Source organism: Tsukamurella pseudospumae (assembly GCF_001575205.1).
GTDB classification, from domain to species: domain Bacteria; phylum Actinomycetota; class Actinomycetes; order Mycobacteriales; family Mycobacteriaceae; genus Tsukamurella; species Tsukamurella pseudospumae.
This window is the reverse complement of the sequence record NZ_LSRE01000010.1, coordinates 47454-71244: the sequence shown is the minus strand read 5'-3', so window position 1 is coordinate 71244 and position 23791 is coordinate 47454. Positions and strand designations below refer to the sequence as shown.

26 protein-coding genes are annotated in these 23791 nt (G+C 72.4%); 20 read left to right on the top strand and 6 right to left on the bottom strand.

Features of this window, described 5'->3' with window-relative positions; genetic code table 11:
- Positions 1–26 precede the first annotated feature (26 nt).
- The gene (locus AXK61_RS07685) at positions 27–449 is read right to left on the bottom strand and encodes a MarR family winged helix-turn-helix transcriptional regulator (RefSeq protein ID WP_082789268.1); all 423 of its coding nucleotides are present in this window, start codon (positions 447–449) and stop codon (positions 27–29) included.
- A gap of 94 nt (positions 450–543) precedes the next feature.
- On the opposite strand from AXK61_RS07685, the gene AXK61_RS07680 reads away from it, so the two are divergent.
- From AXK61_RS07680 to AXK61_RS07640, 9 genes are all read left to right on the top strand, one after another.
- Positions 544–873, top strand: coding sequence for a hypothetical protein (locus tag AXK61_RS07680; RefSeq protein ID WP_156485601.1), 330 nt, complete (start codon positions 544–546; stop codon positions 871–873).
- Between the two features lie 39 nt (positions 874–912).
- A complete protein-coding gene (locus AXK61_RS07675) occupies positions 913–1728 on the top strand; it encodes an NUDIX hydrolase (RefSeq protein ID WP_068744631.1) in 816 nt (271 codons plus the stop codon).
- A 102-nt stretch (positions 1729–1830) separates the two neighbouring features.
- Entirely contained in the window at positions 1831–2631 is an 801-nt protein-coding gene (locus tag AXK61_RS07670) for a GNAT family N-acetyltransferase (RefSeq protein WP_068744629.1), read from the top strand.
- Positions 2632–2634: 3 nt separating this feature from the next.
- Positions 2635–3516 (top strand): lysophospholipid acyltransferase family protein, encoded by an 882-nt coding sequence (locus AXK61_RS07665; RefSeq protein WP_068744628.1) that lies wholly within the window; start codon positions 2635–2637, stop codon positions 3514–3516.
- A gap of 63 nt (positions 3517–3579) precedes the next feature.
- Positions 3580–4785 (top strand): cysteine desulfurase family protein, encoded by a 1206-nt coding sequence (locus AXK61_RS07660; protein WP_068744627.1) that lies wholly within the window; start codon positions 3580–3582, stop codon positions 4783–4785.
- The gene (mnmA, locus tag AXK61_RS07655; protein WP_068744625.1) at positions 4785–5882 is read left to right on the top strand and encodes a tRNA 2-thiouridine(34) synthase MnmA; all 1098 of its coding nucleotides are present in this window, start codon (positions 4785–4787) and stop codon (positions 5880–5882) included. The genes AXK61_RS07660 and mnmA overlap by 1 nt, the downstream gene beginning before the upstream one ends.
- Positions 5875–6882, top strand: coding sequence for a uroporphyrinogen decarboxylase/cobalamine-independent methonine synthase family protein (locus tag AXK61_RS07650; protein WP_068744621.1), 1008 nt, complete (start codon positions 5875–5877; stop codon positions 6880–6882). Before mnmA ends, AXK61_RS07650 begins: the two co-directional genes overlap by 8 nt.
- 17 nt (positions 6883–6899) lie before the next feature.
- Positions 6900–8228 (top strand): ammonium transporter, encoded by a 1329-nt coding sequence (locus AXK61_RS07645; RefSeq protein WP_068744618.1) that lies wholly within the window; start codon positions 6900–6902, stop codon positions 8226–8228.
- Positions 8229–8334: 106 nt separating this feature from the next.
- Positions 8335–8856 (top strand): hypothetical protein, encoded by a 522-nt coding sequence (locus AXK61_RS07640; RefSeq protein ID WP_068744617.1) that lies wholly within the window; start codon positions 8335–8337, stop codon positions 8854–8856.
- 6 nt (positions 8857–8862) lie between these two features.
- On the opposite strand, the gene AXK61_RS07635 is transcribed toward AXK61_RS07640, so the two are convergent.
- Complete coding sequence (locus tag AXK61_RS07635; RefSeq protein WP_068744616.1) at positions 8863–9282, bottom strand: MmcQ/YjbR family DNA-binding protein; 420 nt, start codon at positions 9280–9282, stop codon at positions 8863–8865.
- A 57-nt stretch (positions 9283–9339) separates the two neighbouring features.
- On the opposite strand from AXK61_RS07635, the gene AXK61_RS07630 reads away from it, so the two are divergent.
- Positions 9340–10203 (top strand): TIGR03619 family F420-dependent LLM class oxidoreductase, encoded by an 864-nt coding sequence (locus tag AXK61_RS07630; protein ID WP_068744614.1) that lies wholly within the window; start codon positions 9340–9342, stop codon positions 10201–10203.
- Here the strand turns inward: AXK61_RS07630 and AXK61_RS07625 are convergent.
- Positions 10175–11428: an NAD(P)/FAD-dependent oxidoreductase gene (locus AXK61_RS07625; RefSeq protein WP_068744612.1), complete on the bottom strand. Its 1254-nt coding sequence runs from the start codon at positions 11426–11428 to the stop codon at positions 10175–10177. The two genes, AXK61_RS07630 and AXK61_RS07625, sit on opposite strands and share 29 nt — an antisense overlap.
- 45 nt (positions 11429–11473) lie before the next feature.
- Here AXK61_RS07625 and AXK61_RS07620 point away from each other — a divergent pair, with 45 nt between their 5' ends.
- Both AXK61_RS07620 and ligA read left to right on the top strand, forming a co-directional pair.
- Entirely contained in the window at positions 11474–11857 is a 384-nt protein-coding gene (locus tag AXK61_RS07620; protein WP_068744610.1) for a glyoxalase superfamily protein, read from the top strand.
- 45 nt (positions 11858–11902) lie between these two features.
- The gene (gene ligA, locus AXK61_RS07615; RefSeq protein ID WP_068744609.1) at positions 11903–14029 is read left to right on the top strand and encodes an NAD-dependent DNA ligase LigA; all 2127 of its coding nucleotides are present in this window, start codon (positions 11903–11905) and stop codon (positions 14027–14029) included.
- Here ligA and AXK61_RS07610 read toward each other — a convergent pair.
- Complete coding sequence (locus tag AXK61_RS07610) at positions 14022–14675, bottom strand: ACT domain-containing protein (protein WP_068744606.1); 654 nt, start codon at positions 14673–14675, stop codon at positions 14022–14024. The two genes, ligA and AXK61_RS07610, sit on opposite strands and share 8 nt — an antisense overlap.
- A 110-nt stretch (positions 14676–14785) precedes the next feature.
- On the opposite strand from AXK61_RS07610, the gene AXK61_RS07605 reads away from it, so the two are divergent.
- The 6 genes from AXK61_RS07605 to AXK61_RS07580 all read left to right on the top strand — a co-directional run bounded on the left by AXK61_RS07605 (position 14786) and on the right by AXK61_RS07580 (position 19854).
- Positions 14786–15397 (top strand): antibiotic biosynthesis monooxygenase, encoded by a 612-nt coding sequence (locus AXK61_RS07605; RefSeq protein WP_068744749.1) that lies wholly within the window; start codon positions 14786–14788, stop codon positions 15395–15397.
- Positions 15398–15459: 62 nt separating this feature from the next.
- Entirely contained in the window at positions 15460–16395 is a 936-nt protein-coding gene (locus AXK61_RS07600) for a helix-turn-helix domain-containing protein (RefSeq protein WP_068744602.1), read from the top strand.
- Entirely contained in the window at positions 16392–16949 is a 558-nt protein-coding gene (locus AXK61_RS07595) for a dihydrofolate reductase family protein (protein WP_068744600.1), read from the top strand. The genes AXK61_RS07600 and AXK61_RS07595 overlap by 4 nt, the downstream gene beginning before the upstream one ends.
- A gap of 21 nt (positions 16950–16970) precedes the next feature.
- Complete coding sequence (gene gatC / locus AXK61_RS07590; protein WP_068744598.1) at positions 16971–17279, top strand: Asp-tRNA(Asn)/Glu-tRNA(Gln) amidotransferase subunit GatC; 309 nt, start codon at positions 16971–16973, stop codon at positions 17277–17279.
- A 2-nt stretch (positions 17280–17281) separates the two neighbouring features.
- Entirely contained in the window at positions 17282–18772 is a 1491-nt protein-coding gene (gene gatA / locus AXK61_RS07585; RefSeq protein ID WP_068744596.1) for an Asp-tRNA(Asn)/Glu-tRNA(Gln) amidotransferase subunit GatA, read from the top strand.
- 170 nt (positions 18773–18942) lie between these two features.
- Entirely contained in the window at positions 18943–19854 is a 912-nt protein-coding gene (locus AXK61_RS07580; RefSeq protein ID WP_197466769.1) for an endonuclease domain-containing protein, read from the top strand.
- 93 nt (positions 19855–19947) lie between these two features.
- On the opposite strand, the gene AXK61_RS07575 is transcribed toward AXK61_RS07580, so the two are convergent.
- The gene (locus AXK61_RS07575; protein WP_068744592.1) at positions 19948–21141 is read right to left on the bottom strand and encodes an alpha/beta-hydrolase family protein; all 1194 of its coding nucleotides are present in this window, start codon (positions 21139–21141) and stop codon (positions 19948–19950) included.
- Positions 21138–21701: a hypothetical protein gene (locus tag AXK61_RS24870; protein WP_068744590.1), complete on the bottom strand. Its 564-nt coding sequence runs from the start codon at positions 21699–21701 to the stop codon at positions 21138–21140. The genes AXK61_RS07575 and AXK61_RS24870 overlap by 4 nt, the downstream gene beginning before the upstream one ends.
- A gap of 112 nt (positions 21702–21813) precedes the next feature.
- On the opposite strand from AXK61_RS24870, the gene AXK61_RS07565 reads away from it, so the two are divergent.
- Together AXK61_RS07565 and AXK61_RS07560 are read left to right on the top strand one after the other, a co-directional pair.
- Positions 21814–23082, top strand: coding sequence for a sensor histidine kinase (locus AXK61_RS07565; RefSeq protein WP_068744588.1), 1269 nt, complete (start codon positions 21814–21816; stop codon positions 23080–23082).
- A 10-nt stretch (positions 23083–23092) separates the two neighbouring features.
- The gene (locus AXK61_RS07560; RefSeq protein ID WP_068744586.1) at positions 23093–23749 is read left to right on the top strand and encodes a response regulator; all 657 of its coding nucleotides are present in this window, start codon (positions 23093–23095) and stop codon (positions 23747–23749) included.
- Positions 23750–23791: the final 42 nt, after the last annotated feature.

The window sequence follows — 23791 nt, the reverse complement described above, 5'->3', positions numbered from 1 at the left end:
TCGCCGATGCACGGTCGACGGAGCTGTCATCGCCCCAGCGCGGTGAGCATGCGACGCAGCTCGGATGCTTCTGTGGGGGACAGGGATGCGGCCAGGAGGCCGTCCTCGGCGGATCGGATCGCGCGCTTCGCAGTAGCCTGCAGGGTCCGCCCTTCGCCGGTCAGCCGGACGGTGCGCTGTCGCCCGTCGCTCGCGCGGTCTCGCTCGAGGAGGCCGCGCTCACTCAGGGCGATGAGATGCTTTCCGAGTCTCGTGGTGTCGCGCCCGGTCCGCCGGGACAACTCGACCTGCGACAGCGCCGTGTCCGCGACGAGTTCGCTGAGGATCGCGTACTCCCACATCGTGACCCCCGCCGCGGCGAGGATCGGCTCCTCGAGCGCCATCAGGCGGGGGAACAGGCGGGCGAGCAGTGCGGCCAGGTCGGGTCCGCTCGGCGGTGCGTCGGGCACGTGAACCTCCTATTGATCTACCGCGGTAGATCAATATCGTCTACCGTGGTGCATGAACTTCGTCACGCTCTCGCCACGAACCTACGGGGGATCATTGGACACCTCAGCACTGCGCCACGCGGCCCGCGACCTCGCCGCCTCCGTCTCCGAGATCACCGCCGGCGACCTCGCGCGACCCGTCGCGACCGGCGGCGATGTCGGCGACCTGTACCTGCGGATCCTCGAGGGCGTCGCGGCCCCGGCGCCGTCCCGTGACCGTCTCGCGGCCGCCGCGAACGACTACGGCGCGGGATACGAGTGCGCCTACCTCCGCGCCGTCGACGCCGCGATCGACGCCCTGACCGGCCCGGATGCCGTCGACGCGCTGCTCCGGGACACCCGCTCCCTCACGACGGACCTCGACCGCGCGCTCGAACTCGGTTGAGTCGGCCGGTGCCGCCGCAGCGTCCGCTACGGTGACCGAATGACCTCCCACGCCGACAATCCCGCCCCGCCGGTCCCGAGGGACGCGGCCACCGTCGTCCTCGTCCGCGACGGCGCGGACGGGATCGAGGTCTTCCTGCAGCGCCGCGTGCAGCAGATGGCTTTCGCGGGCGGGATGACGGTGTTCCCGGGCGGCGGCGTCGACCCCCGCGACGGCGACGCCGACCTGGCTTGGGAAGGGCCTGCGGCGTCCTGGTGGGCGGAACGTTTCGACGCCTCCGAGCGCGACGCCCGCCAGCTGGTCTGCGCCGCCGTCCGCGAGACCTTCGAGGAGTGCGGCGTCCTGCTGGTCAGCGAGGCCGACGGTGCCGCTCCCGACGCTGCGGCTCTCGCTCCTGCCCGGGAACGGCTCGAGGCCAAGGAGATCTCCCTCGCGCAGTTCCTTCGTGACGAGGGCCTCGTGCTCCGCGCCGATCTGCTGCGGCCGTTCGCGCACTGGATCACGCCGAAGAACGAGAGGCGTCGCTACGACACCCGGTTCTTCCTCGCCGCCCTCCCGGAGGGCCAACGGGCCGACGACAGCACCAGCGAGGTCGAGGAGGCCGGCTGGCGGACCGCCGCGCAGGCCCTCGGAGACTTCTCCGCGGGCCGCTGCTTCCTGCTCCCGCCCACCTGGTCCCAACTGCGCGCCGTGGCCGAGTACCGCACCGTCGCCGACCTGCTGGCGGCCGAGCGCGTGATCGAGCCCGTCGAGCCCGAGCTGCCGCTGGGCGGCGCGATCGACTCGCTGCAGTTCGCCGAGGCGGCCGACTACCTGGCGGCGATGCCCTCGAACACCCCTCCGCCGGTGCTGTAGCACCGGGGCGTAGCCCGGAATTCACCCTCGTTCGGCAAGGGTTCACCGACCCGCTCGGTCGCGGTTCACCGCCCCGTCGTCTCGCGCGCCCACTGTGAGCCCATGAGTACACCGGGAACACTGCTCACCGGCCGGACACCCGCCCGCGAGACCCTGATCGACGGTGCCGACTACGAGGTCGTGCTCACGACCCGGGCCGAGGATGTCGACACGGTGCAGCGCCTGCGCTACGAGGTCTTCGGCACCGAGCCGGGATTCGAGGCGTCCATGGCCGCGATCGTCGACGGCCGCGACGCCGACGGGTTCGACGAGTACTGCGACCACCTGATGATCCGGCACAAGCCGAGCGGCACCGTCGTCGGCTGCTACCGGATCCTGCCGCCGCCCGGCGCCATCGCCGCGGGCGGTCTCTACCTGGCGACGGAGTTCGAGCTCGGCGAGCTCGACCACCTGCGGCCCGAGATGATGGAGATGGGGCGTGCGTGCGTCCGTGCCGATCACCGCACCGGCGGCGTGCTGTGCCTCATGTGGGCCGGTCTCCTGGCCTACGGAGACCTGCGCGACATCCGCTACGCGGTGGGCGCGGTCAGTGTCCCGATGCAGTACGAGGGGTACGACCGCGGCGCGACGGTCCGCGCGGTGCGCGAACTGGTCGACGCCAAGCATCGTGCCGAGTGGACGGTGACGCCCCGCAACAGTGTTGAAGAGATCACCGCCGCCCCGGCGTCGCGCCGGACCTTCCCGCCGCTCGTCACCGGCTACCTCCGGATGAACGCCGAGATCCTCGGCGCGCCGAGCTTCGATCCGGTCTTCGACGTCGCCGACTTCCCGATGATCATCGACCGCACCCGGTTCAACGTGCGCTACCTGGAACGGCTGCAGCAGGCCGCGGGGAGCCTCTAGATCATGATCCCCCCGGTTCCGCTGCGGGAGCTGCCCAGAAACCCCTGGCAGCAGGTCTCACCGTGCGACGGTGCCTGCTCCGCCGACGAGCCCCGGGAGGCCGCGTTCTGGCTCCGCGCGGTCCGCTGGACGGCGTTCATCACGGTCGTCGTGCTGGGCCTGGTCGCGCTCGCGATCGCCTACCCCTGCGGCGCGACCGCGCGCCGCGTCGTGATCCGCTGCGGCGCCCGCGCGATGCTGTGGTCGCTCGGGATGCGGGTGGAGCCGGTGGGCAACGTACCGCTGCGATCGCTGGTCGTCGCGAACCACCAGTCGCTGCTCGACATCGTGGCCATCGCCTCGATCGCGCCGGCGGCGTTCGTCGCGAAGGCGGACATCTTCGACGCGCGGGCGGTGGCCGTCCTGATGCGTGCCTTCGGCGCGATCCCCCTGCGTCGCGAGCGTCTGAGCGACCTGCCGCGGACCGTCGAGCACGTATCCGGTCTGCTGCGGTCCGGCCGGACGGTGGCACTGTTCCCCGAGGGCACCACGTACTGCGGATTCCATCGTGGCGAGTTCCGGCCGGCGTTCTTCCAAGCGGCGATCGACGCGCGCGCCGACGTGGTGCCGGTCTCGCTGCGGTACTCGATGCGGCTGCCCGGCCCCGCGCGGGGCGCGCGGCAGAGCGCCGTCGCCGCGTACGTCGGATCCGACACCGAGGTCACGACGCTCTCCCGCGTGATCGCGGCGCGCGGCGTGGCGGTGCGTGTCCACGCGACCGAGGTGATCGCCGCGGGTGACTGGGCGATGGCCGGCCGCGGGGCCCTGGCCGCGCGGGCCGAGGCGTCGGTCTTCGCCGACGCCGAGTTCTGCGGGCCCGAGGTGCAGCTGCCGCTCGCCGCTTAGGTGTCAAAGGGGTATGCGTGCGAATAACGCTACCGCGCGTTGTCCGCGTATTCTTGGGACGCGATGACTCCCGACCGCGAGAACCCCGTGTACCTCGACCACGCCGCGGACACCCCCATGGTGCCCGAGGCGCTGGCGGCGATGACGCAGGCCGCCGCGCGTCCGGGCAACGCCTCCTCGCAGCACGGCTCCGGTCGGCGCGCGCGTCGCATCCTCGAGGAGTCGCGCGAGTCGATCGCCCGCGACCTGGGCGCGCGCCCGTCCGAGGTGGTCTTCACCGGTGGCGGCACCGAGGCCGTGAACCTGGCCGTCAAGGGGCTGTTCTGGGCCCGCCGGGCCGAGAACCCGGCCGCCGTCACGGTGATCGCCTCCGCGATCGAGCACCACGCCGTGCTGGACGCGGTCGAGTGGCTCGGCGAGCACGAGGGCGCACACGTCGTGCTGCTGCCCGTCGACCACCGCGGCCTGGTGGACCCCTCGGACCTGCGGGCCGCGCTCGACGAGGCCGTCGGCACCGTCGCCCTGGTCAGCGTGATGTGGGCGAACAACGAGGTGGGCACGCTGCAGCCGATCGCCGAGCTGGCCGCCGAGTGCGCTCGCGACGGTGTGCCGATGCACTCCGACGCCACCCAGGCGGCGGGCCACGTACCGATCGACTTCGACGCCAGCGGGCTGGCGGTGCTGACCAATGCGGCGCACAAGTTCGGCGGCCCGCAGGGCGTCGGCGCGATGCTCATCGGCCGCAACGTGGCCCTCGTGCCGTTGGCGCACGGCGGCGGCCATGAGCGCGATCTGCGCTCCGGCACCCCGAACGTGGCGGGCGTGGCGGGCATGGCCGCGGCGCTGCGGGTGGCCGTGGCCCGGATGGACGACGAGTCGCCGCGCCGCGCCGCGCTCCGCGACCGACTGCTGGACGGTGTCCGCCGGTTCGAGGGTGCGATCGCGAACGGCGGTGCCGCGCATGGCATCCCCGCCCTGCCGGGGATCGCGCACGTCTCCTTCGCCGGCTGCGAGGGTGACTCGCTGCTCATGCTGCTCGATGCCCGCGGCATCGAATGCGCCACGGGCTCGGCCTGCAGCGCCGGCGTCGCCCGCGTCAGCCACGTCCTCGAGGCGATGGGCGCCGATCCGGCGACCGCCCGTGGATCGCTGCGCTTCTCCTTCGGCCCCGAGACCACCGAGGCCGACATCGATGCGGTGCTCGACGCGCTCGGCCAGGTCGTGGACCGCGCCCGCGCGGCGGGCCTGGCCTCCACCGGGACCCGCTGATGCGCGTCCTGGCCGCGATGAGCGGCGGCGTGGACTCGGCGGTCGCGGCGGCGCGGGCCGTCGAGGCGGGGCACGACGTGGTCGGCGTGCACCTCGCGCTGTCCGAGGCGCCCGGCACGCTGCGCACCGGCTCCCGCGGATGCTGCTCCAAGGAGGACGCGGGCGACGCCCGCCGCGCGGCCGACGTGCTCGGCATCCCGTTCTACGTGTGGGACTTCGCCGATCGCTTCCGCGAGGACGTGATCGACGACTTCGTCGCCGCCTACGCCGCGGGGGAAACCCCGAACCCGTGCCTGCGCTGCAACGAGAAGATCAAGTTCTCCGCCCTCGCCGAGCGGGCCTACGCCCTCGGCTTCGACGCCGTCGCCACGGGCCACTACGCGCGGCTCTCCGGCGGCGAGCTCCGCCGCGCCGTCGACGCCGACAAGGACCAGTCCTACGTGCTCGCCGTGCTCACCGCCGAGCAGCTCGCCCGTGCGATGTTCCCCGTCGGCGACACCCCCAAGCCGGCGATCCGCGAGGAGGCCGCCCGCCGCGGCCTGGCCGTCGCCGACAAGCCGGACAGCCACGACATCTGCTTCATCCCGTCCGGCGATACGCAGGCCTTCCTCGGCGCCCGCATCGGCGTCCGGCCCGGTGCCGTCGTCGATGCCGCGACCGGCGAGCGCCTCGGCGAGCACGCGGGTGTGCACGAGTTCACCATCGGCCAGCGCAAGGGCCTGGGGCTCGCAGGACCGGGACCCGACGGCGCGCCCCGGTACGTGACCGCGATCGACGCCGAATCCGGCGAGGTCCGGGTCGGCAGCGGCGAGCAGCTCGACGTCACGCGGATCGTCGCCGACGGTGCCGTCTGGACCTGCGGGGCTGCGCCCGAGGGCCCCGTCGAGGCGATGGTGCAGGTCCGCGCGCACGGCGGGCTCGCACCGGTCATCGCGCGCGCCGAGGGCGATCGTCTGATCCTCGACCTGCTCGAGCCGCTGCGCGGCGTGGCGCCCGGCCAGGCCGCGGTGCTGTACGCCGTCGACGCCGCGCAGGGCGACCTGGTGCTCGGCTCCGGCACGATCCGCTCGACCGCGCACGACGCGGCACATGTCTGATCCCCTCGCACCGCTGGTCGGCGGCGTCACGGGGATCGGCTCGGTGCCGGGCACGGACCCGCGGGAGGCGGCGGCCACCGTCGTCGGCGAGCTGGAGGTGCCCTTCCTGCCCGAGCTCCCGAACCGGGGGATCGGCGCCGACATGATCGGCCGCAGCGCGGGCCTGCTGGTCGACATCGGGTTCGACGTCTCCACCACGGGCTATCGGATCGGCGTGCCCGACGGCCGCGTCGCGCGGCTCGCCGGCGACTACCTGGAGCGGGACCTCGACGCCTTCGAGGAGGCCTACGAGGTCGCTCGTCGGCGCGGCTCGGGGACGGTGAAGGCGCAGGTGGCGGGCCCGCTGACGCTGGCCGCGGGCCTCGAGCTGCCGAACGGTCACCGGGTGGCCCGCGACCGCGGGGCGATGCGCGACATCGTGGCCTCGCTCGCGGAGGGCCTGGTGCGGCACGTCGCGGACCTGCGCCGACGGTGCGGTGCGGACGTCGTGCTGCAGCTGGACGAGCCGTCGATGTGGGCGGTCGTGCACGGCACCGTCCCGGCGCTGACCAAGCTCGACCCGGTGCGGGCGGTCCCCGCGATCGAGGCCGCGGAGCTGCTCGCCGCGGTGGTCGACGCCGTCCGCGACGCGGGTGCGCCGGTCCTCGTTCACCTGTGCGGCCGCGTCGTCTGGGACGTGGTGCGCCGGGTACCGGTCGACGGTGCGTTCGTCGACGTCACCCGGATCGCCGCCGCCGACTACGAGGGGTTCGGCGAGCTCGTCGAGTCGCGCCCGGTGATCGGCCTCGGCGTGGCCCCGACGGTGCCCGGCCGGCGCTCGCCCGCCGACCTCGCGGCGCCCGCGCTGCGCGTGTACGACGAGATCGGCCTGCCGCGCCGCGATCTGACCCGCGCCACCGTCACTCCCGTGTGCGGTTTGGCCGATTCGCCCGGGATTCGCCCGATTCTGGACGCGTGCAAGGAGATTCGGACTGTCCTCGCGGAGGCCTCGGTCGAGTAGGTCGCTACACTTCGGCGATGTTCCCGCACACCGGACCAGTCGATGGTGCAGACACCGCCTGGCTGCTCGCCGCGTTCGCGCTCGTCCTCCTGATGACGCCGGGCCTCGCCCTGTTCTACGGCGGCATGGTGCGCAGCAAGAGCGTGCTCAACATGATGATGATGTGCCTGACCGCGATCCCGGTGGTCTGGCTGCTGTGGGTGGTCTTCGGCTACTCGATGACCTTCGGGCCCGACCGTGGCGGCGTGGTCGGCGATCCGACCACCTTCGCCGGTCTGCGCGGGCTGCTGGGGACGTTCGCCGCGGACGGCTCCGACTCCGGCGCGGTGCCGCTGGTCGGCCACGTCCCCGCGCTGCTGTTCGTCGCCTTCCAGGCGGGTTTCGCGATGGTCACCGTCGCCCTCATCGCGGGTGCGGTCGCCGACCGCATGCGCTTCGTCTCCTGGCTCGTGTTCGCGGGGCTGTGGGCCACGCTCGTCTACTTCCCGGTCGCGCACTGGGTGTTCTCGGTGCCCGGCTTGACGGCCGAACACGGCGGGTGGATCACGGAGCACCTGAAGGCGATCGACTTCGCCGGCGGCACCGCCGTGGAGATCAACTCGGGCGCCTCGGCGCTGGTCATGGCGCTGTTGCTGGGGCGGCGCGCAGGGTGGCCGCGCGACCCGATGCGCCCGCACAACCTGCCCTTCGTCATGCTCGGCGCGGGCCTGCTGTGGTTCGGCTGGTTCGGCTTCAACGCCGGATCCACTCTCGCCGCCAACGGGTCGGCTGCGTTGATCGTCGCGAACACGCTCGGCGCCGGAGCGGTGTCGATGGTGACCTGGTTGATCGTGGAGAAGGTCCGGCACGGCAAGCCCACCTCGTTCGGCGCGGCCTCGGGAGTCGTGGCCGGGCTGGTGGCGATCACCCCGTCGTGCTCGGCGGTGACGCCGATCGGGGCGCTCGCCGTGGGCGCCGCGGCGGGTGCGATCAGCTCCTACGCGATCGAGCTCAAGTACCGCTGGCGGTACGACGATTCGCTCGACGTGGTGGGCGTGCACTTCGTGAGCGGGGTCGTGGGAATGCTCATGATCGGCCTGGTCGGCAGCGCCTCCGCCCCGGCGGGGCGCGATGGCCTGCTCTACGGCGGCGGCCTGGACCAACTGTGGCGCCAGGCCGTGGCGGTCATCGTGGTGCTCGGTTACGCGATGGCGGTCACGCTGGTCATCGGCCTCGCGCTCAAGGCCACCATCGGACTGCGCGCCGACCCGCAGCACGAGGCGGACGGCCTCGACGACGGGCTGCACGCCGAGTCCGCCTACGACTTCCACGTGGTCCGCGGCGGGCGGCTCGAACCCGGACGGTGACCTCGAGCGTCCGCGTCGTTCGCCCTGGGCGATCACCCCTCGACATCTCCGCGCGCTCGGCGTAATCATGTAATCATGTAATCAAGGCCGATCGAGGAGGTCGCACATGATGGCAGGACGAGGCCCGCGCACCGAGGTGCCGGACGCGAAGGATGCGGGGGACTGGTTCGCCGGCCGGCTCCCGGACGACTGGTTCGACAGTGCGCCGCGGGTCACCGTCGACCGCGACGAGATCGTGGTGGTGGGACAGCTCCCCACGGACGGGGAGCAGTCGGCCGCGCAGCGCGAGGGGCGCGCCGCCCGGTTCCGCGAGGACACTCGGGAGCAGCGCATGCGGGTCGCCGACGAGGCACAGGAGCGCTACCGCCGGCGAGTGTCGTGGGGCGTGACGGCGGGCGACGAGACGATCCTGTTCACGCATCAGGCGGTACCGGTGATGTCGCGGCTCCGGCAGCCCGAGCGGCTCGTGCTCGACACGCTGGTCGACGCCGGTGTCGCCCGATCGCGGGCCGACGCGCTCGCCTGGTGCGTGCGCCTGGTCGGCGACCACGCCGACGACTGGCTCGGCGAGCTGCGTAAGGCGATGAAGGACGTGGACGACCTGCGCGAGCAGGGGCCGCAGCTGTAGCGAGGTCTAGTCCGACGGGCCCTCGCCCTGCTCATCGAGCAGGGCGAGGGCCCGTTTCGGTGCGATGGTCCGGTAGCTCGCGTCCACGAGCTCGCGCACCTCGTCCCAGTCGACGGTGCCGATCGTCAGGTCGAGGCCCAGCCACCCCGCCGATGCCATGTAGGCGGGCAGGTAGAACCGCTCGTCCTGTTCCAGCGCGGCGCGCTCGGCCGGGTCGGCGATGAACAGCACGCTCGTGTTCCGCTGCTCGTGCGGGCGGTGCTCGGTCTTCTTCGTGCCGCCGCCGTACATCGCGAACATCTTGCCGCAGCGGAAGGTCGGACGGCCGTGCGCCACCTTCTCCGTCGCCTCCGGGAAGGCGAGAGCGATCGCGCGGACGCGGGCGAGGACGGGGTCGTCGTCGGCGAACATGATCGGGTGCGGCATTCCTTCAACGTAGGCGGAATACCCGCGCCCGTCGATGGAACGTGTTCTACTTTGAGGGTGATCACGCAGGAAGTCCGGGTCGGCATCGTCCAGTTCACCTCCGACCGCGGGGTGCCCCCGCACCGGCTGGCGCCGCTCATCGAGGCGGCGGGCTTCGCCTCGTACTTCGTCCCCGAGCACGGCCACATCCCCACCCGGCGCGATGCCGCGCACCCGGGTACCGGCACGGCGGAGCTGCCCGACGACCGCTACCTGCGCACGCTCGACCCGTGGACCTCGCTGGCCGCCGCGGCCGCAGTCACCGAGCGGATCGAGCTGTCGACGGCGGTGGCGCTGCCGGTCCAGTCCGACCCGATCACGCTCGCCAAGACGATCGCCACCGTCGACCACCTGTCCGGCGGACGGGTCTCCCTGGGCGTCGGATTCGGCTGGAATCTCGATGAACTCGCCGACCACGGCGTCCCCGCCGGTCGTCGCCGCACCATGCTCCGCGAATACCTCGAGGCGATGCGCGCCCTGTGGCGCGACGAGGAGGCCTCCTACGAGGGCGAATTCGTCTCCTTCGGCCCCAGCTGGACCTGGCCCAAGCCGCCCGGTGCGGTGCCCGTCCTGGTCGGTGCCGGCGCGACCGACAAGAACTTCACGTGGATCGCCAAGAACGCCGACGGCTGGATCACCACCCCGCGCGACCGCGGGATCACCACCGCGGCCGTACGCCTGCAGGAGATCTGGCGCGAGCACGGCCGTTCGGGCGCGCCCCGCATCGTCGCCCTCGATTCCGTGCCCGACGGTGACCGCCTCGCCCGGTGGGGCGCGGCGGGCATCACCGATGTGCTCTTCCCGGTGGATGATTCGAGTGTCGAGGCGGCCACCGCGTACCTCGAGCGGCTGGCTACCGCAGTGGGTCCAGGCCCGCGGTGAGCGCGGGCGTGCGGCCTGTGGTGATCTGTTCGGCCAGCAGCTCGCCGGTGAGCGGGCCGAGCGTCAGCCCCCACATGCCGTGCCCGCCGCCGACGTAGACGCCCGGTGTCGCGGTGCCGCCGATGAGCGGCAGGCCGTCGGCCGAGAGCGGGCGTGAGCCCACCCACTGCTCGTCGATGCCCGACCAGTCGATCCCGCGCAGCAGCGGCCGGACGGCGTCGTTGGTCACCCGGATCCGCTTGGGGTTCAGCGGCTTGTCGGGGTCGGCGAACTCCATGATCCCGGCCACTCGGATGCGGGGTCGGCCGTCGGCACCGTCGGGCCGGGGCGTGATCGCCGCACGCGCCGCGGGGAAGTAGGTCGCGCCCTGCAGCGGGGTGTCGATGGGGACCGAGCAGCTGTAGCCGCGGCCGGCGAACAGGGGGATCCGCACACCGTGCGCCGACGCGAGCCGGGGCAGCCATGCGCCGGAGCACAGGACCGCCGCGTCGGTCAGTTCGTCGATCCCCGTGCCGATCACGCGGGCGCGGGCGCCGTCGCGCCGGACCTCCGTGACGTCGATGCCGGTGCGCAGCTCTCCACCGCCCGCGATCACCGCGTCGGCGAGCGCCTGCACGTACGCGCCGGGGTTCAGGTATCGCTGTCCGCGCAGTCGCAGTGCGAGAGCGACGTTCTCGGTGAGGTGCGGCTCGTACTCGCGGGCCGATCGGGGGTCGAGGAGGGTGACGTCGATCTGCTGGCCGGCCGCGGAGACGCGGGCCAGCTCGTCGAGGATCCCGGTGGCGTCGTGCAGGCTCGCGAAGCCCACCGTCATGTCGTACGCGTGCAGCTCGCCGCGGACGCCGGCGGCGATCTGCCGCTCGAAGGAGTCGTAGATGTGGGCGTTGAGTGTGGCGTAGGTCCGCATCGATGAGGCCCATTTGTGCGGCGTGCAGTTCAGGGCGAACGCAGCCATGAACCTGGCCACCGCCGGGTCCGCCGACGGTGCCAGCGCCACCGGCGACGACGGCGACAGCAGCGCGCGCGGTCCCTGCTTGAGGAGCGCCGGCTCGGGAAGTGGGATGGTGAACGCCGGGCTCAGCCAGCCCGCGTTGCCCCAGGACGCGCCCGCGGCGGGACCGATCCGGTCCACGACAGTCACCTGCACACCCCGCTGCTGCAGGCTGAAAGCGGTGGACAGGCCGACGATCCCGGCCCCGGAGGCGAATCGGCACGAATGGGACATCACGCTCGCCGAGTCGACGGCCCGCGGCGTGCGTAGTCTGGTCCCATGACCGAGTTCGGCGGGCCCGCGGTGCCGGTGCTGCGCATGTTCGACCGGGACGCGGCGGTCGAGTTCTACACTGCCTACCTGGGTTTCACGCTGGCGTGGGAGCACCGGTTCGAGCCGGACCTCCCCGCGTACGTCGCGGTTCGCCGCGGCGGCGTGGTACTGCACCTGTCGGAGCACTTCGGCGACGGCAGCCCGAACTCGGTCGTGTGGATCCCGGTCGCCGACGCCGCCGCGTTGCAGGCCGAGCTGGCGGCGCACCGTCATCCCCGGTCCCGGCCCGGCCTCGACCCCGGCGGCCCCGGCGGCCCGACGGTGACCGTCATCGACCCGTCCGGCAACGAGCTGCGCTTCGCGCAGCCTCCGCGTGAGAAGGAGCGGTGAATCGGCGGCGCGGAGCTGTCGGTGCCCTCGACTAATCTGGCTCCCATGTCGAAGGAGCTGACCGAGGACGACCGCCGCGCGTGGCAGGAGCTCGCGGAGGAGGTGCGCGGGCACCAGTTCCGGTACTACGTGCAGGACGCGCCGGTGCTCTCCGACGGCGAGTTCGACGCACTGCTGCGCCGCCTCCAGGAGATGGAAACGGCGTTCCCCGAGCTCGCCGTCGCCGATTCGCCCACCAAACTGGTGGGCGGCGGTTTCTCCACCGAGTTCACGGCGGTGGACCACCTCGAGCGGATGATGTCGCTCGACAACGTCTTCGACGAGGGGGAGCTGCGCGACTGGGTCGCCCGCGTCCAGAAGGACGTCGGGGGCGAGGTCGTCTTCCTCACCGAGCTCAAGATCGACGGCGTCGCCCTCAACCTCGTCTACGAGAACGGCTCCCTGGTGCGCGGCGCCACCCGTGGCGACGGTCGTACCGGCGAGGACGTCACGCTCAACGCGCGCACCCTGCGGGACGTGCCGCACGTCCTCACCCCGTCGGACGAGTTCCCGATACCCGAGGTCCTCGAGGTGCGCGGCGAGGTCTTCTTCCGGCTGGCAGATTTCGAGGAGCTCAACGCCGGGCTCGTCGCCGAGGGCAAGCCGCCCTTCGCCAACCCCCGTAACTCCGCCGCGGGATCGCTCCGGCAGAAGAACCCGCAGATCACCTCCCGCCGCAGGCTCGGCATGATCTGCCACGGCCTCGGCCGGATCGAGGGGCAGTGGTCACCGTCGAGCCTGCACGACGCGTACCGGGCGCTCGGCGCGTGGGGCCTGCCGGTCTCGCAGTACACGAAGCAGGTGTCGGGGGCCGACGCGGTGGTCGAGCGCGTCTTCTACTGGGGCGAGCACCGGCACGACCCCGAGCACGAGATCGACGGCCTGGTGGTGAAGGTCGACGAGATCTCCCTGCAGCGCCGCCTGGGCGCCACGTCCCGGGCGCCGCGCTGGGCCATCGCCTACAAGTACCCGCCCGAGGAGGTGACGACCAAGCTCCTCGATATCCGCGTCAACGTGGGTCGCACCGGGCGGGTCACGCCGTACGCCTACATGGCGCCGGTCACCGTGGCCGGCTCCACGGTCGAGTTCGCGACGCTGCACAACGCCTCCGAGGTGGAGCGCAAGGGCGTCCTGATCGGCGACACGGTCACCATCCGCAAGGCCGGCGATGTGATCCCGGAGGTGCTCGGCCCCGTAGTCGACCTGCGCGACGGCACCGAGCGTCCCTTCGTCATGCCCGTCACCTGTCCCGAGTGCGGCGCGACCCTCGCCCCCTCCAAGGAGGGGGACGCCGACATCCGCTGCCCCAACACGGAGACCTGCCCCGCCCAGCTCCGCGAGCGGCTGTTCTACCTGGCCGGGCGGAACTGCTTCGACATCGAGGGCCTCGGCTACGAGGCGGCGTCGGCGCTCACCGCTTCGCCGGTGCTGCACAACGAGGGGGATGTCTTCTCGCTCACGGCCGAGGAGCTGCTGCAGGTCCCGCTGTTCACCAACGACGGCGGCGCGCTGTCGGCGAACGCCCAGCGCCTGCTGGCCAATCTCGCGGTGGCGAAGAACAAGCCGCTGTGGCGCGTGCTCGTCGCCCTGTCCATCCGGCATGTCGGCCCGTCGGCCGCGCGGGCGCTCGCGCAGGAGTTCGGCAGCCTCGACGCCATCGCCGAGGCCGACGTGGACCGCCTGGCGGAGGTCGACGGTGTCGGTCGCACGATCGCCGAGGCGGTCATCGACTGGTTCACCGTCGCCTGGCACCGCGAGATCGTGGAGAAGTGGCGCGCCGCGGGCGTGCGCCTCGAGGACGAACGCGACGAGTCCGTGCAGCGCACGCTCGAGGGCCTGTCGATCGTGGTCACCGGTTCGCTCCAGAACTTCTCGCGCGACGAGGCGAAGGAGGCCATCCTGGTGCGCGGTGGCAAGGCCGCCGGCAGCGTCTCGAAGAAGACGGCGTTCGTCGTGATCGGTGACGCGCCGGGGTCCAAGGCCGAGAAGGCCGAGCAGCTCGGGGTGCAGATCCTCGACGAGGCGGGCTTCACGAAGCTGCTGGCCGAGGGGCCGGAGGCGGTGCGGCCGGAGGACGCGGAGGAGCCGGACGCGGAGGAGCCGGACGCCGCGGAGCAGCCGGACGCTACTTGACCAGCACCGTCGCCACGATCCCGGCGAGGTAGCCGAGCCGGGCGACCTCCGAGGGGCGGAAGTCGGGTCCGCCCGGGCGGCCGACGAGCACCACCTTGCCGATGGCGCCGAGCGGCGCGGCGGCCAGCTTGGTGTCCATCTGCTGCCAGGCCTGCGGCACCCAGTCGGCCTCGCCGTCGAAGGCGACGGGGCCGCTCAGCGGGAGGAAGCCGAAGTCCGTCGGCGGCGTCTCGGGCAGGCCGGACGAGCCGTGGGCGGGCCACGGTGTGTCGGGGCTGTTGGTGAGAACGGCGCACCAGCCGACGCGCAGGACGCGGGGGACCTGGTCCACCAGCATCTGCAGCTGGTCGTGCTTCGCGGCCGCCACGTGGTCGATCAGCTCCAGCTCGCGGTGCGTGTCCAAGACGTCCGCGTACGGGCGGATCGAGTCGACGGTGATGCCGTCGAGCGCCTCCGCTGCGGTGATCAGCGTGTCCGGCAGCGACTGCGGCCCCAGGTCGACGACGATGTCGTCGACGGCGAAGCCCTCACCGCGCTCCACGACGTCGAGCGAGAGGATGTCGGCGCCGACGGAGCCGAGTGCCACGGCGAGGGAGCCGAGGCTGCCGGGACGGTCGGTGAGGCGAACGCGCAGGAGGTAGGACACCCCACGATTCTGTCACCAGTATCGCGACGGTGCAGGTCCGCGCGCGGCGTCATGAAGATCACACCGCTCCCGTTGGCCGTGGGATGCCCGCGTCCTCGACACTTATGCGCATGCCCACCGATACCCGTTCGGAGGCGCCCGAGGCCCACAAGGCCGCGCTCACCTCCGTCGCCCGACGCATCTCTCCCGGTCGCGAACACGACTTCCTGGCTTGGACCGATGCGGGAATCGCCCTGGCTCGAACCTATCCCGGGTTCCTGGGCGGCGGATGGGTGCGCTCCGCGCACCAGTCCGACGAGTACTTCGTGATCTACCGCTTCGCCTCCGAGCCCGAGCTCGCCCAATGGCAGCGCTCGCGGGTGCGCAAGCACTGGCTCCAGCGGGGCGAGGGCGTGGCGGTGGAGACCGCCACGCACCGCCTGTCCGGGATCGAGGGCTGGTTCTCCCCGCAGGCCGACGGTGCCGTGCCCGTCGCAGCACCCGTGGTGAGGGTCCCTCCACGGTGGAAGCAGGCCGTGGCGATCTGGCTGGGATTCTTCCCGCTCTCGCTCCTGATCAACTTCCTGGTGCTGCCCCACCTACCGCTCGGCTCCCACGGCTGGGACCTGGGGGCGCGAACCCTGATCGCGACACTGATCAACACGCCGCTCATGGTGTTCCTGGTCCTGCCGTGGATCACCGCGCGGATCAAGCCCTGGCTGGAGCGGCGCTCTCTGCGCTGAGCGCGTAGTTCGAGCAAGAACGGTCAAGCGGGCGGGCGGCAGCGGGGCCGATACTGGTGCACATGGCCGAACCCGTTGACCCGCTGCGCAGGCTCCTCGACGCCGTGCTCGCCGAGCCGCACGACGATCTCGACGCCATGGCGGCCAACGCGTACAGCTCACCGTCCCACTTCGCTCGGCGGGTCTCCGCGGGCGTCGGCGAGCCGCCCGTCGCGCTCCGCCGACGCATCCTCCTCGAACGAGCCGCCTGGCAGCTGCAGCGCGGTTCGACGGTGACCGACGCAGCCTTCGCGGCCGGCTACGGGTCCGTCGAGGGATTCATCCGCGCCTTCGCGCGCGCCTACGGGCACTCGCCGACCGGGTTGCCGCGCACTGTCGGGCATTGGCTACCGGCGCCCAACGGCCTGCACTTCCACTCCCCGACGGTGCTCTACGTCGATGCCGGGGAGGGGCATCCGGATTCGTCGGGGAACGTGCTGGCGCTGCAGGTGCAGCACGACGCGGCCGACATCGGGGCGCTGCTCGACGCGGTCGCCGCGCTGGCACCCGACGAGTACCGGAAGGTGCGGCTGCCGGGGTCGCGGCCGCGGCACTGGGAGGGCCCCGACGAGTCACTGGCGCAGGTGATGTGGCACCTCGTGTTCAGCACCGCGCCCTGGCACGCGTCCATCGCCGGCGAACCCGCTCCCGAGCTGCCGCCCGACGAGGATCCCGCCGCCCTCGCCCGGGCGCACGCGGAGAACTCGCCGCGGTGGCTCGGCCTGATCCGCGACGTCGACCGGCGCGGGGCGTGGGGCGACCGCGTGATCGACGCGCTGTGCGACCCGCCCGAGTCGTTCCTGCTGTCCCAGATCGTCGCGCACGAGCTGACCTTCTCCGCGCACCGTCGGCTGCTGGCGCGCTGGATGCTCGCGGACGCGGGCGTCGCCGTCGATACCCCCGAAATGGACCCCGACCCGATCATCTGGCACCGGAGAATGACGGGAGGACCACAATGACATCTCCGAAGACCGCCTACTGCTACTACACCGCTTCCACGCTCGACGGCTTCCTCGCCGACTCGAACGACAGCCTGGACTGGCTGCTCAGCCAGCCGATCGACGAGGCCGGGCCGATGAACATCGAGGAGTACATGGTCGGGGTGGGCGCGATCGTCATGGGCTACACCACCTACCAGTGGGTGGTCGACCGGGTCGAGGCCGGCGACGAGCCCTGGTACTACGCGGACTACCCGGTGTTCGTGTTCACCCACCGGGACCTGTCGCCCATCCACCCCGGCGTCCGCTTCATCGCGGGTGAGCCGGCCGCACACCGGGAGCAACTGGAGGCGGCGGCAAGGGAGAAGGGCGTGTGGGTCGTGGGTGGCGGCGACCTCGCCGCCCAGTTCGCCGAGGCCGGAATGCTCGACGAGGTGGTGATCAGCTACGCGCCCGCCACCGTCGGTGCGGGGCGGCCCCTGTTCCCGCGGGCCTTCGACTTCGAGCTGGTGGAGTGGGCGCGGAACAAGGCCTTCCTCTGCGGCCGCTACCGGGTGGTGGGGGCGCGCGGCTGAGCGCCGCCTAGGATCATAGGCATGTCTGCCATCTCCCGGGACGAGGTCGCGCACCTCGCGCGACTGTCGCGCCTCGCCGTCACCGACGAAGAGCTCGACGTGTTCGCCACGCAGCTCGATTCGATCCTCGAGCACGTCAAGGTGGTGACCGAGATCGGCTCCGACGGTGCCGATACCGACGTCGCGCCGCTGACGCTGCCGGTCGGCAATGTGAACGTCGATCGGGCCGACGTGCCGGTGCCCGGCCTCACGCCGGAGCAGGCACTCTCCGGCGCGCCCGCCCGCGAGGGCGACCGCTTCGCCGTGCCGCGCATCCTGGGGGAGGAGTGACCATGACCGAACTTCGAGCATCGAACGAGATCACGGGTTCCACCGCCGCCGACCTGGCCGCGAAGATCGCCGCCGGCGAGCTGAGCTCCGTCGAAGTAACCCAGGCGCACCTGGACCGGATCGCCGAGGTCGACGGCGACCTGGGCGCCTTCCTGCACGTCGGCGCCGATGCGGCCCTGGCGGCGGCGCGCACCGTCGACGAGGCCCGGGCCCGCGGCGAGCAGCCCGCGTCCGCGCTCGCCGGCGTCCCGCTGGCGCTCAAGGACGTGTTCACCACGACCGACGCGCCCACCACCTGCGGCTCCAAGATCCTCGAGGGGTGGACCGCGCCGTACGACGCGACGGTCACCGCGAAGCTGCGCGCCGCCGGCATCCCGATCCTCGGCAAGACGAACATGGACGAGTTCGCCATGGGCTCGTCGACGGAGAACTCGGCGTACGGCGTGACCCGCAACCCGTGGGCCGCCGACCGCACCCCCGGCGGCTCCGGCGGTGGCAGCGCCGCGGCGCTCGCCTCGTACGAGGCGCCGCTCGCCATCGGCACCGACACCGGCGGGTCGATCCGCCAGCCCGCGTCGCTGACGGCCACCGTCGGCGTGCGCCCGACCTACGGCGCCGTCAGCCGCTACGGGTTGGTCGCGTGCGCGTCGTCGCTGGACCAGGGCGGGCCCTGCGCACGCACCGTCCTCGACACCGCGCTGCTGCACGAGGTGATCGCCGGGCACGACCCGCGCGACTCGACCTCGCTGGACGCCCCCGTTCCCGGCGTGGTCGCGGCCGCGCTTGCGGGGGCCTCCGGCGACCTGAAGGGCGTGCGCGTGGGCCTGGTCAAGGAGTTCGGCGCCGACGGCACCGAGCCGGGGGTGCAGGCGTCGTATCTGAAGGCCGTGCAGCAGCTGCGGGACCTGGGCGCCGAGACGGTCGAGGTGTCGCTGCCCACGCTGCGGTACTCGCTGGCCGCGTACTACCTGATCCTCCCGTCGGAGGTCTCCTCGAACCTCGCCCGGTTCGACGCCATGCGTTACGGCTTGCGCACCGGCGACGACGGTACGCATTCCGCGGACGAGGTCATGGCGCTCACCCGCGAGGCCGGTTTCGGTCCGGAGGTCAAGCGCCGCATCATCATCGGCACCTATGCGCTGAGCTCGGGCTACTACGACGCCTACTACGGCAGTGCCCAGAAGGTCCGCACCCTGCTCGCGGACGACTTCGCCCGCGCCTACGAGAGCGTCGACGTCATCGTCTCGCCCACCACGCCCACCACGGCGTTCAAGCTGGGGGAGAAGGTCGGCGACCCGCTGGCGATGTACCTGTTCGACCTGTTCACGCTGCCGACGAACCTCGCCGGTCACTGCGGCATGTCGGTGCCCTCGGGACTGTCGACGGACGACGGCCTGCCCGTCGGCCTGCAGATCCTGGCGCCCGCGCAGGCGGACGACCGACTCTACCGCGTCGGCGCGGCCTACGAGGCCGCCCGCGGCCCCGTCGCCTGACGGTCCGCATAGCCCGACGGTGCGCAGTAGCCCGACGGTGCGCGGCGGCACCGTCGGGCCCCGCCCCGGAACTTAACAGCGTTAGCCCAGGGAGCTTCCTGCGGAAACGTGTGCATCCGCCGCTTGCTACTCACGGGTAATCAACCCGCGGGAACCGGATCGTGGGTCCGGTGCGTCCAATGGGCATGGGGGCGTTCGAGCGCGAGGTACATCGCTCGGCGGAGTTGATCGCCGACGTGGGCCGGTATGCGGCGGAGAAGGACTACCGCTGCATCACGCCCGGGTTCCGCGTTCCGCGAGGGGAGACGGGAGGGACCGTCGGCGACCTCGCCACGGCGATGATCCGGGAGTATCCCGGTTCGGCACTGTGCGGCTGGACCGCCGCACGACTGCATCTGCACACCATGGCGAAGTCGCGGGAGCTCGTGGAAGTGCTGGGCCCCAAGCAGATCCGTCGTCGCGGCGTGATCAGCCGGACGGCGGAGTTCACCGCCGACGACGTGGTGATCCGCTACGGACTGCCCTGCACCGCACCGATCCGTACGGCCATGGACCTCATGCGCTACACCCGCGGCGATGAGGGCATCGCCGCCGCAGATCAGTGCCTGCGCGTGTTCGGGAGGCCGGCCACGGCGCACCGTCCGGCCTGGGTGGCCCGACCGGCGATGGCGACGGTGGAACAGATCGAGGCCGAGCTCGACCGACGGGAGTGGTGGCGGGGCAGCCGGATCCGCGAGGTGCTGCGAGAGGCCGACGGCCGTTCGCAGTCCCCGTGGGAGACCTTCTCGCGGTTGACGCTCCACCGCGCCGGCCTGACGAACATGATCCCGCAGGTCCCGGTTCTCGACGGCGAGTACTTCCTCGACCTCGCCGATGAGGTGTACAAGGTGGCCGTCGAGTACGACGGGGCCCATCACCGCGACGGGAAGCAGCACGCCGCCGACGTCGAGCGGTGGAACGTGCTCGAGAAGGACCTGGGCTGGAACCTCATCATCGTGACGGCCGGGCCGCTGGCGAACCGTCCGGAGGTCCTGCTCCGCAGGGTGCGCAGGGGACTGAGCGAGCACGACTTCACCGCCTAGCCGAGTTACCCGCGGGTAGCAAGCAACGGATGCACACGTTTCCGCAGGAAGCCATCTGGGCTAACGCTGTTACGTTACGAAGGGGGGCGAGGGTCAGGCGGCTGCGGCGGGGAGGGCACCCCGCGCGGTGAGACCGCTCACCAGGTCGGAGCCCTGCCGTTCGTCGTAACGGTGGCCCAGCCCGGGCGGCGGGGCGGTGGCGCCGAGCAGGTCGACGGTGGCCTGGAGGAATCCGAGCAGCGGAACCCACGGCGGGCGCGGTGTCGCGCTGCCGGGTGCCGTCGCGGCGCGGTCGGGCGGTGTGACGAGCAGCCGCGGCGACCAGATCCCGACCGGGTCGGAGGCGTTGAGTTGCGCGGGGCCGGCGAGCGCGACCCCCGCCGGTGTGCCCACCTGCAGGGTCGCCGCGATCGGGGCCCGCAGCTCCTCGGCGCGCCGCTGCGCGGCGACCACACCCACCGTCCCCAGGCTCTGGCCGTACAGGCGCAGCGCGGTCGACGGTGCCCGCCTGTGCAGTTCGTCGATGAGGGCCGCGGTCGTCGCCGCGGCGGCGTCGCGGTGCAGCACGAACGACTGCCAGCTCGGCATCTGCGTGTACTGCACGGCCACGATCGCGCTGTCGCCGCGCATCGCCTCCTCGACGCCGCGGACGAAATGCGGGTCGACCCAGCCGGATCCGGTGGGGACCGCGACCACGACGGCCCGCCGCGCGAGCCCGCCGGCCGCGACGAGCCGGTCGACCGCGACGGCGGCGCGCCGGGCGGGGGAGGCACCGTCGGACAGGGAGGTGTACACCCGCACGCCGGGCGTGCGCGAGCCGATGTCGGCGAAACGTTGTGCATACGAGGCGGACTCCTCGGGCGGGCGGGCCGTCGCGGGCCAGGCGACCCCCGCCGCAGCCACGATCGCCGCCACCGCGGCGACCGCGGCCCGCAGCCGGACGGACCACAGGACCGCGACCGCGAACGGCGCAGCTCCGACCACGCCCACCAGCACGGCGAACCCCACCGGACCCACCGGTCCCACTCCCGCGGCCGCCCGCAGATGGTTCTGCCACAGCAGCCATCCCACGAGCGCGGCGGCGGCGAGGTACCCGGCGGCGCGGTAGTGCACGGATCGCCGGCGCGCGATCACCACCCCGATGCCGGCGCCCACGGCGCCGAACACCAGGCACACCACCACCTGTACGACGACCGCACGCGGCAACTGGTTCGGGAACGCCGCGCAGGCGACCCCGACGGCGTACCCGGTCGGTACGCCCGCGCGCAGCCGCGGCGCCGCGATCACAGCCGGCCCCCGACGGTGAGCCAGCTCGTCGCGAGCTCGGCGACGGACTCGGCGCGGGGCGGACCGTCGTGCTGGCGCCAGGTGTTGGCGCGGACGGCGAGCACGGCGATCCCCGCGACCTCGGCGCACTGCCGACGCTGCTGGACGGGCCGGGCGCCGCACGCGGCGGACAGCCGCTCGGCGAGGGTGTCGTCGATGAGCCGGCGCGCCCACCCCCCGAGTGGGTGCCCGGCGGCGTCGGCGTGCCGCAGCAGGTCGTAGCCGAGGTCGTGCGCCTTGCACGGCGCGTCGAAATCGGCGGGCAGGGGTACGACGGACGAGCATTCGCCGTGCGGGTCGACCGCGTAGCCGGGGCCGGCGGCGGCGACGTAGCCGAAGCCGGCGGGGATCGAACGGATCTGGTCGACGACGGCCACCGTCGGGGCGGAGACGGCGCGGACCGCCGCGGCCGAGGACGCGTCTTCTGCGGGCACGACGTTCTCCGCGGCGGCGGGTAGGGAGATGCCGAAGGACAAGGGAACGGCGAGTACGGCTGCGGCGGCGAGCATGCGGCGGGTCATGGCGACGACGCTAGGAACGCCCGGCGCAGCGGCGGATCGGCTGTGCGAGTGGTCCGATCTCACCCGAAAGTATGAGGACGGCGTGCGCGCGCCGCCCCTAGCGTTGGCTCCCATGAGGACGACCACGAAGAGGATCGAGCGGATCGGGCGAGCGACGGTGCGCGCCGGCCGCTACCTGGACCGGCAGAGCGCCCTGCACATCAAGGCCCCCGACGGTGCGCTGCACGCGACGCCGCTCGGGATCTTCCTGTCCCGGAAGGTCAACTGGCTGTTCCTCCTGGTCGCGCTCATCATGTGGGCGGTCGCCTGGCCCACCCTGAACGAGCAGTTCACCGTTCCCGCGGCGCTGCTGCCGATCATCAGCGGGCTGTCCGTGCTGCCCATCGCGATCGCCTGGGCGCACCCGCGCGCCGCGTGGGGGATCGTCGCCGCGACGGCGGCGATCTTCCCGCTCCTGTGGTTCGACGCGAAGCAGGACTGGCAGTGGAACTGGCAGGTCTCGCTGATCATGGCGATGCTGATCACCAGCTGGATCGCCTTCCTCAAGTGCCGGCCGCTCGACGCCGTGGCCATCGCGGCGGCCTCGTCGGTGCTGTTCTGGGTCAACGCGCAGGACGGCACCGGCGGCGGATGGGTCGCGGGGATCATGGTCTCGCTGGTGATCATCCTGCTGTTGCGGCTGGCGCTGCAGTCCCGCAACCGGCTCGAGGAGCAGACCGAGGTCAGCGAGCTCGAGCGCGGCCGTCGCGCCATCCTCGAGGAGCGCACACGCATCGCCCGCGACCTGCACGACATCGTCGCGCACCGGATGTCGCTCGTCGTGGTCCAGGCGCAGACCGCGCAGTACCGCGTCCCCGATGTCTCCGCGCGGGCCCGTGCCGAGTTCGACGGCATCGCCGTCTCCGCCCGCGAGGCGCTCAACGAGGTCCGTGCGCTCCTCGGCGTGCTGCGACTCGACGACGCCTCCGCGGAGCTCGCGCCCGCCCCCGGGCTCGGCGGCGTCGACGAGCTCATCGACGGCGCCCGCGCGGCCGGCGTCGTCGTCGAATACCTCCCCCTACCCGATCCGTCCGCGATCGGCGAGACCACTGCGCTCGTCGCCTACCGCATCGTCCAGGAGTCCATCGCGAACGCGACCCGCCACGCCCAGGGCGCGGCGATCACCGTCGCCCTGACCCTCGAGACCGGCACGCTGAACCTGCGCGTCGAGAACGGGCCCCGCACCTCCGACGCCGACCTCGGCGGCCCCGGACTCGGGCAGGGGATCCCCGGGATGGCGGAGCGGGCGCGCACCGTCGGCGGCTCGCTCTCCGCGGTCCCGACGGTGGGCGGGGGTTTCGCCGTGCGCGCCACGCTCCCCGCCCGGCCCGACGGGGCCTAGGCTCACGAGGGTGTCCATCACCGTCTTCATCGCCGACGATCAGGCCATGGTCCGCCAGGGCTTCGGTGCCCTGCTGGGTGCGCAGCCCGACATCTCCGTGATCGGGGACGCCCCCGACGGCAAGGCCGCCGTGGCCGAGGTCGCGCGGCTGCGGCCCGACGTCGTGCTCATGGACGTCCGCATGCCGGAGATGAACGGGCTCGAGGCCGCCGCCGAGATCCTGCGCCGGCACGACGGCGTCCGCGTGCTCATGCTCACCACCTTCGACATCGACGACTACGTCTACGAGGCGCTGCGGGTCGGTGCGTCCGGGTTCATGCTCAAGGACGCGCCCGCGGAGGAACTGGTCCGCGCCGTCCGGGTGGTGCACGAGGGCCAGTCGCTGCTGGCGCCGTCGGTGACCCGCCGGATGATCGCCGAGGTGACCGCCGCGCGGGCGCACCGTCGGACCGCGCCGCCCGAGCTGAAGACCCTCACGCCCCGGGAGCGGGAGGTCCTGGAGGCGATCGCGGCCGGACGGTCCAACGCGGAGATCGCCGAGGCGCTGTTCGTCTCGGACCAGACCGTGAAGACACACGTCAGCAAGGTCCTGCAGAAGCTCGGGCTGCGCGATCGGGCGCAGGCGGTGGTCTACGCGTACGAGACGGGCGTCGTCACGCCGGGATGATTGTCCTGACAGGTCACGGGTCGGCGCGGCAAGATCTACGTC

Excerpts from the sequence above, each read along its gene's own strand:
- gatA (WP_068744596.1), top strand. The coding sequence starts at position 17,282 with ATGACCGAACTTCGAGCATCGAACGAGATCACGGGTTCCACCGCCGCC.
- AXK61_RS24870 (WP_068744590.1), bottom strand. The coding sequence starts at position 21,701 with ATGACCCGCCGCATGCTCGCCGCCGCAGCCGTACTCGCCGTTCCCTTG.
- AXK61_RS07660 (WP_068744627.1), top strand. The coding sequence starts at position 3,580 with ATGACTCCCGACCGCGAGAACCCCGTGTACCTCGACCACGCCGCGGAC.
- mnmA (WP_068744625.1), top strand. The coding sequence starts at position 4,785 with ATGCGCGTCCTGGCCGCGATGAGCGGCGGCGTGGACTCGGCGGTCGCG.
- AXK61_RS07670 (WP_068744629.1), top strand. The coding sequence starts at position 1,831 with ATGAGTACACCGGGAACACTGCTCACCGGCCGGACACCCGCCCGCGAG.
- AXK61_RS07600 (WP_068744602.1), top strand. The coding sequence starts at position 15,460 with ATGGCCGAACCCGTTGACCCGCTGCGCAGGCTCCTCGACGCCGTGCTC.
- AXK61_RS07640 (WP_068744617.1), top strand. The coding sequence starts at position 8,335 with ATGATGGCAGGACGAGGCCCGCGCACCGAGGTGCCGGACGCGAAGGAT.
- AXK61_RS07605 (WP_068744749.1), top strand. The coding sequence starts at position 14,786 with ATGCCCACCGATACCCGTTCGGAGGCGCCCGAGGCCCACAAGGCCGCG.
- AXK61_RS07675 (WP_068744631.1), top strand. The coding sequence starts at position 913 with ATGACCTCCCACGCCGACAATCCCGCCCCGCCGGTCCCGAGGGACGCG.
- AXK61_RS07635 (WP_068744616.1), bottom strand. The coding sequence starts at position 9,282 with ATGCCGCACCCGATCATGTTCGCCGACGACGACCCCGTCCTCGCCCGC.
- ligA (WP_068744609.1), top strand. The coding sequence starts at position 11,903 with ATGTCGAAGGAGCTGACCGAGGACGACCGCCGCGCGTGGCAGGAGCTC.
- AXK61_RS07595 (WP_068744600.1), top strand. The coding sequence starts at position 16,392 with ATGACATCTCCGAAGACCGCCTACTGCTACTACACCGCTTCCACGCTC.
- AXK61_RS07665 (WP_068744628.1), top strand. The coding sequence starts at position 2,635 with ATGATCCCCCCGGTTCCGCTGCGGGAGCTGCCCAGAAACCCCTGGCAG.
- AXK61_RS07645 (WP_068744618.1), top strand. The coding sequence starts at position 6,900 with ATGTTCCCGCACACCGGACCAGTCGATGGTGCAGACACCGCCTGGCTG.
- gatC (WP_068744598.1), top strand. The coding sequence starts at position 16,971 with ATGTCTGCCATCTCCCGGGACGAGGTCGCGCACCTCGCGCGACTGTCG.
- AXK61_RS07620 (WP_068744610.1), top strand. The coding sequence starts at position 11,474 with ATGACCGAGTTCGGCGGGCCCGCGGTGCCGGTGCTGCGCATGTTCGAC.
- AXK61_RS07625 (WP_068744612.1), bottom strand. The coding sequence starts at position 11,428 with ATGTCCCATTCGTGCCGATTCGCCTCCGGGGCCGGGATCGTCGGCCTG.
- AXK61_RS07650 (WP_068744621.1), top strand. The coding sequence starts at position 5,875 with ATGTCTGATCCCCTCGCACCGCTGGTCGGCGGCGTCACGGGGATCGGC.
- AXK61_RS07565 (WP_068744588.1), top strand. The coding sequence starts at position 21,814 with ATGAGGACGACCACGAAGAGGATCGAGCGGATCGGGCGAGCGACGGTG.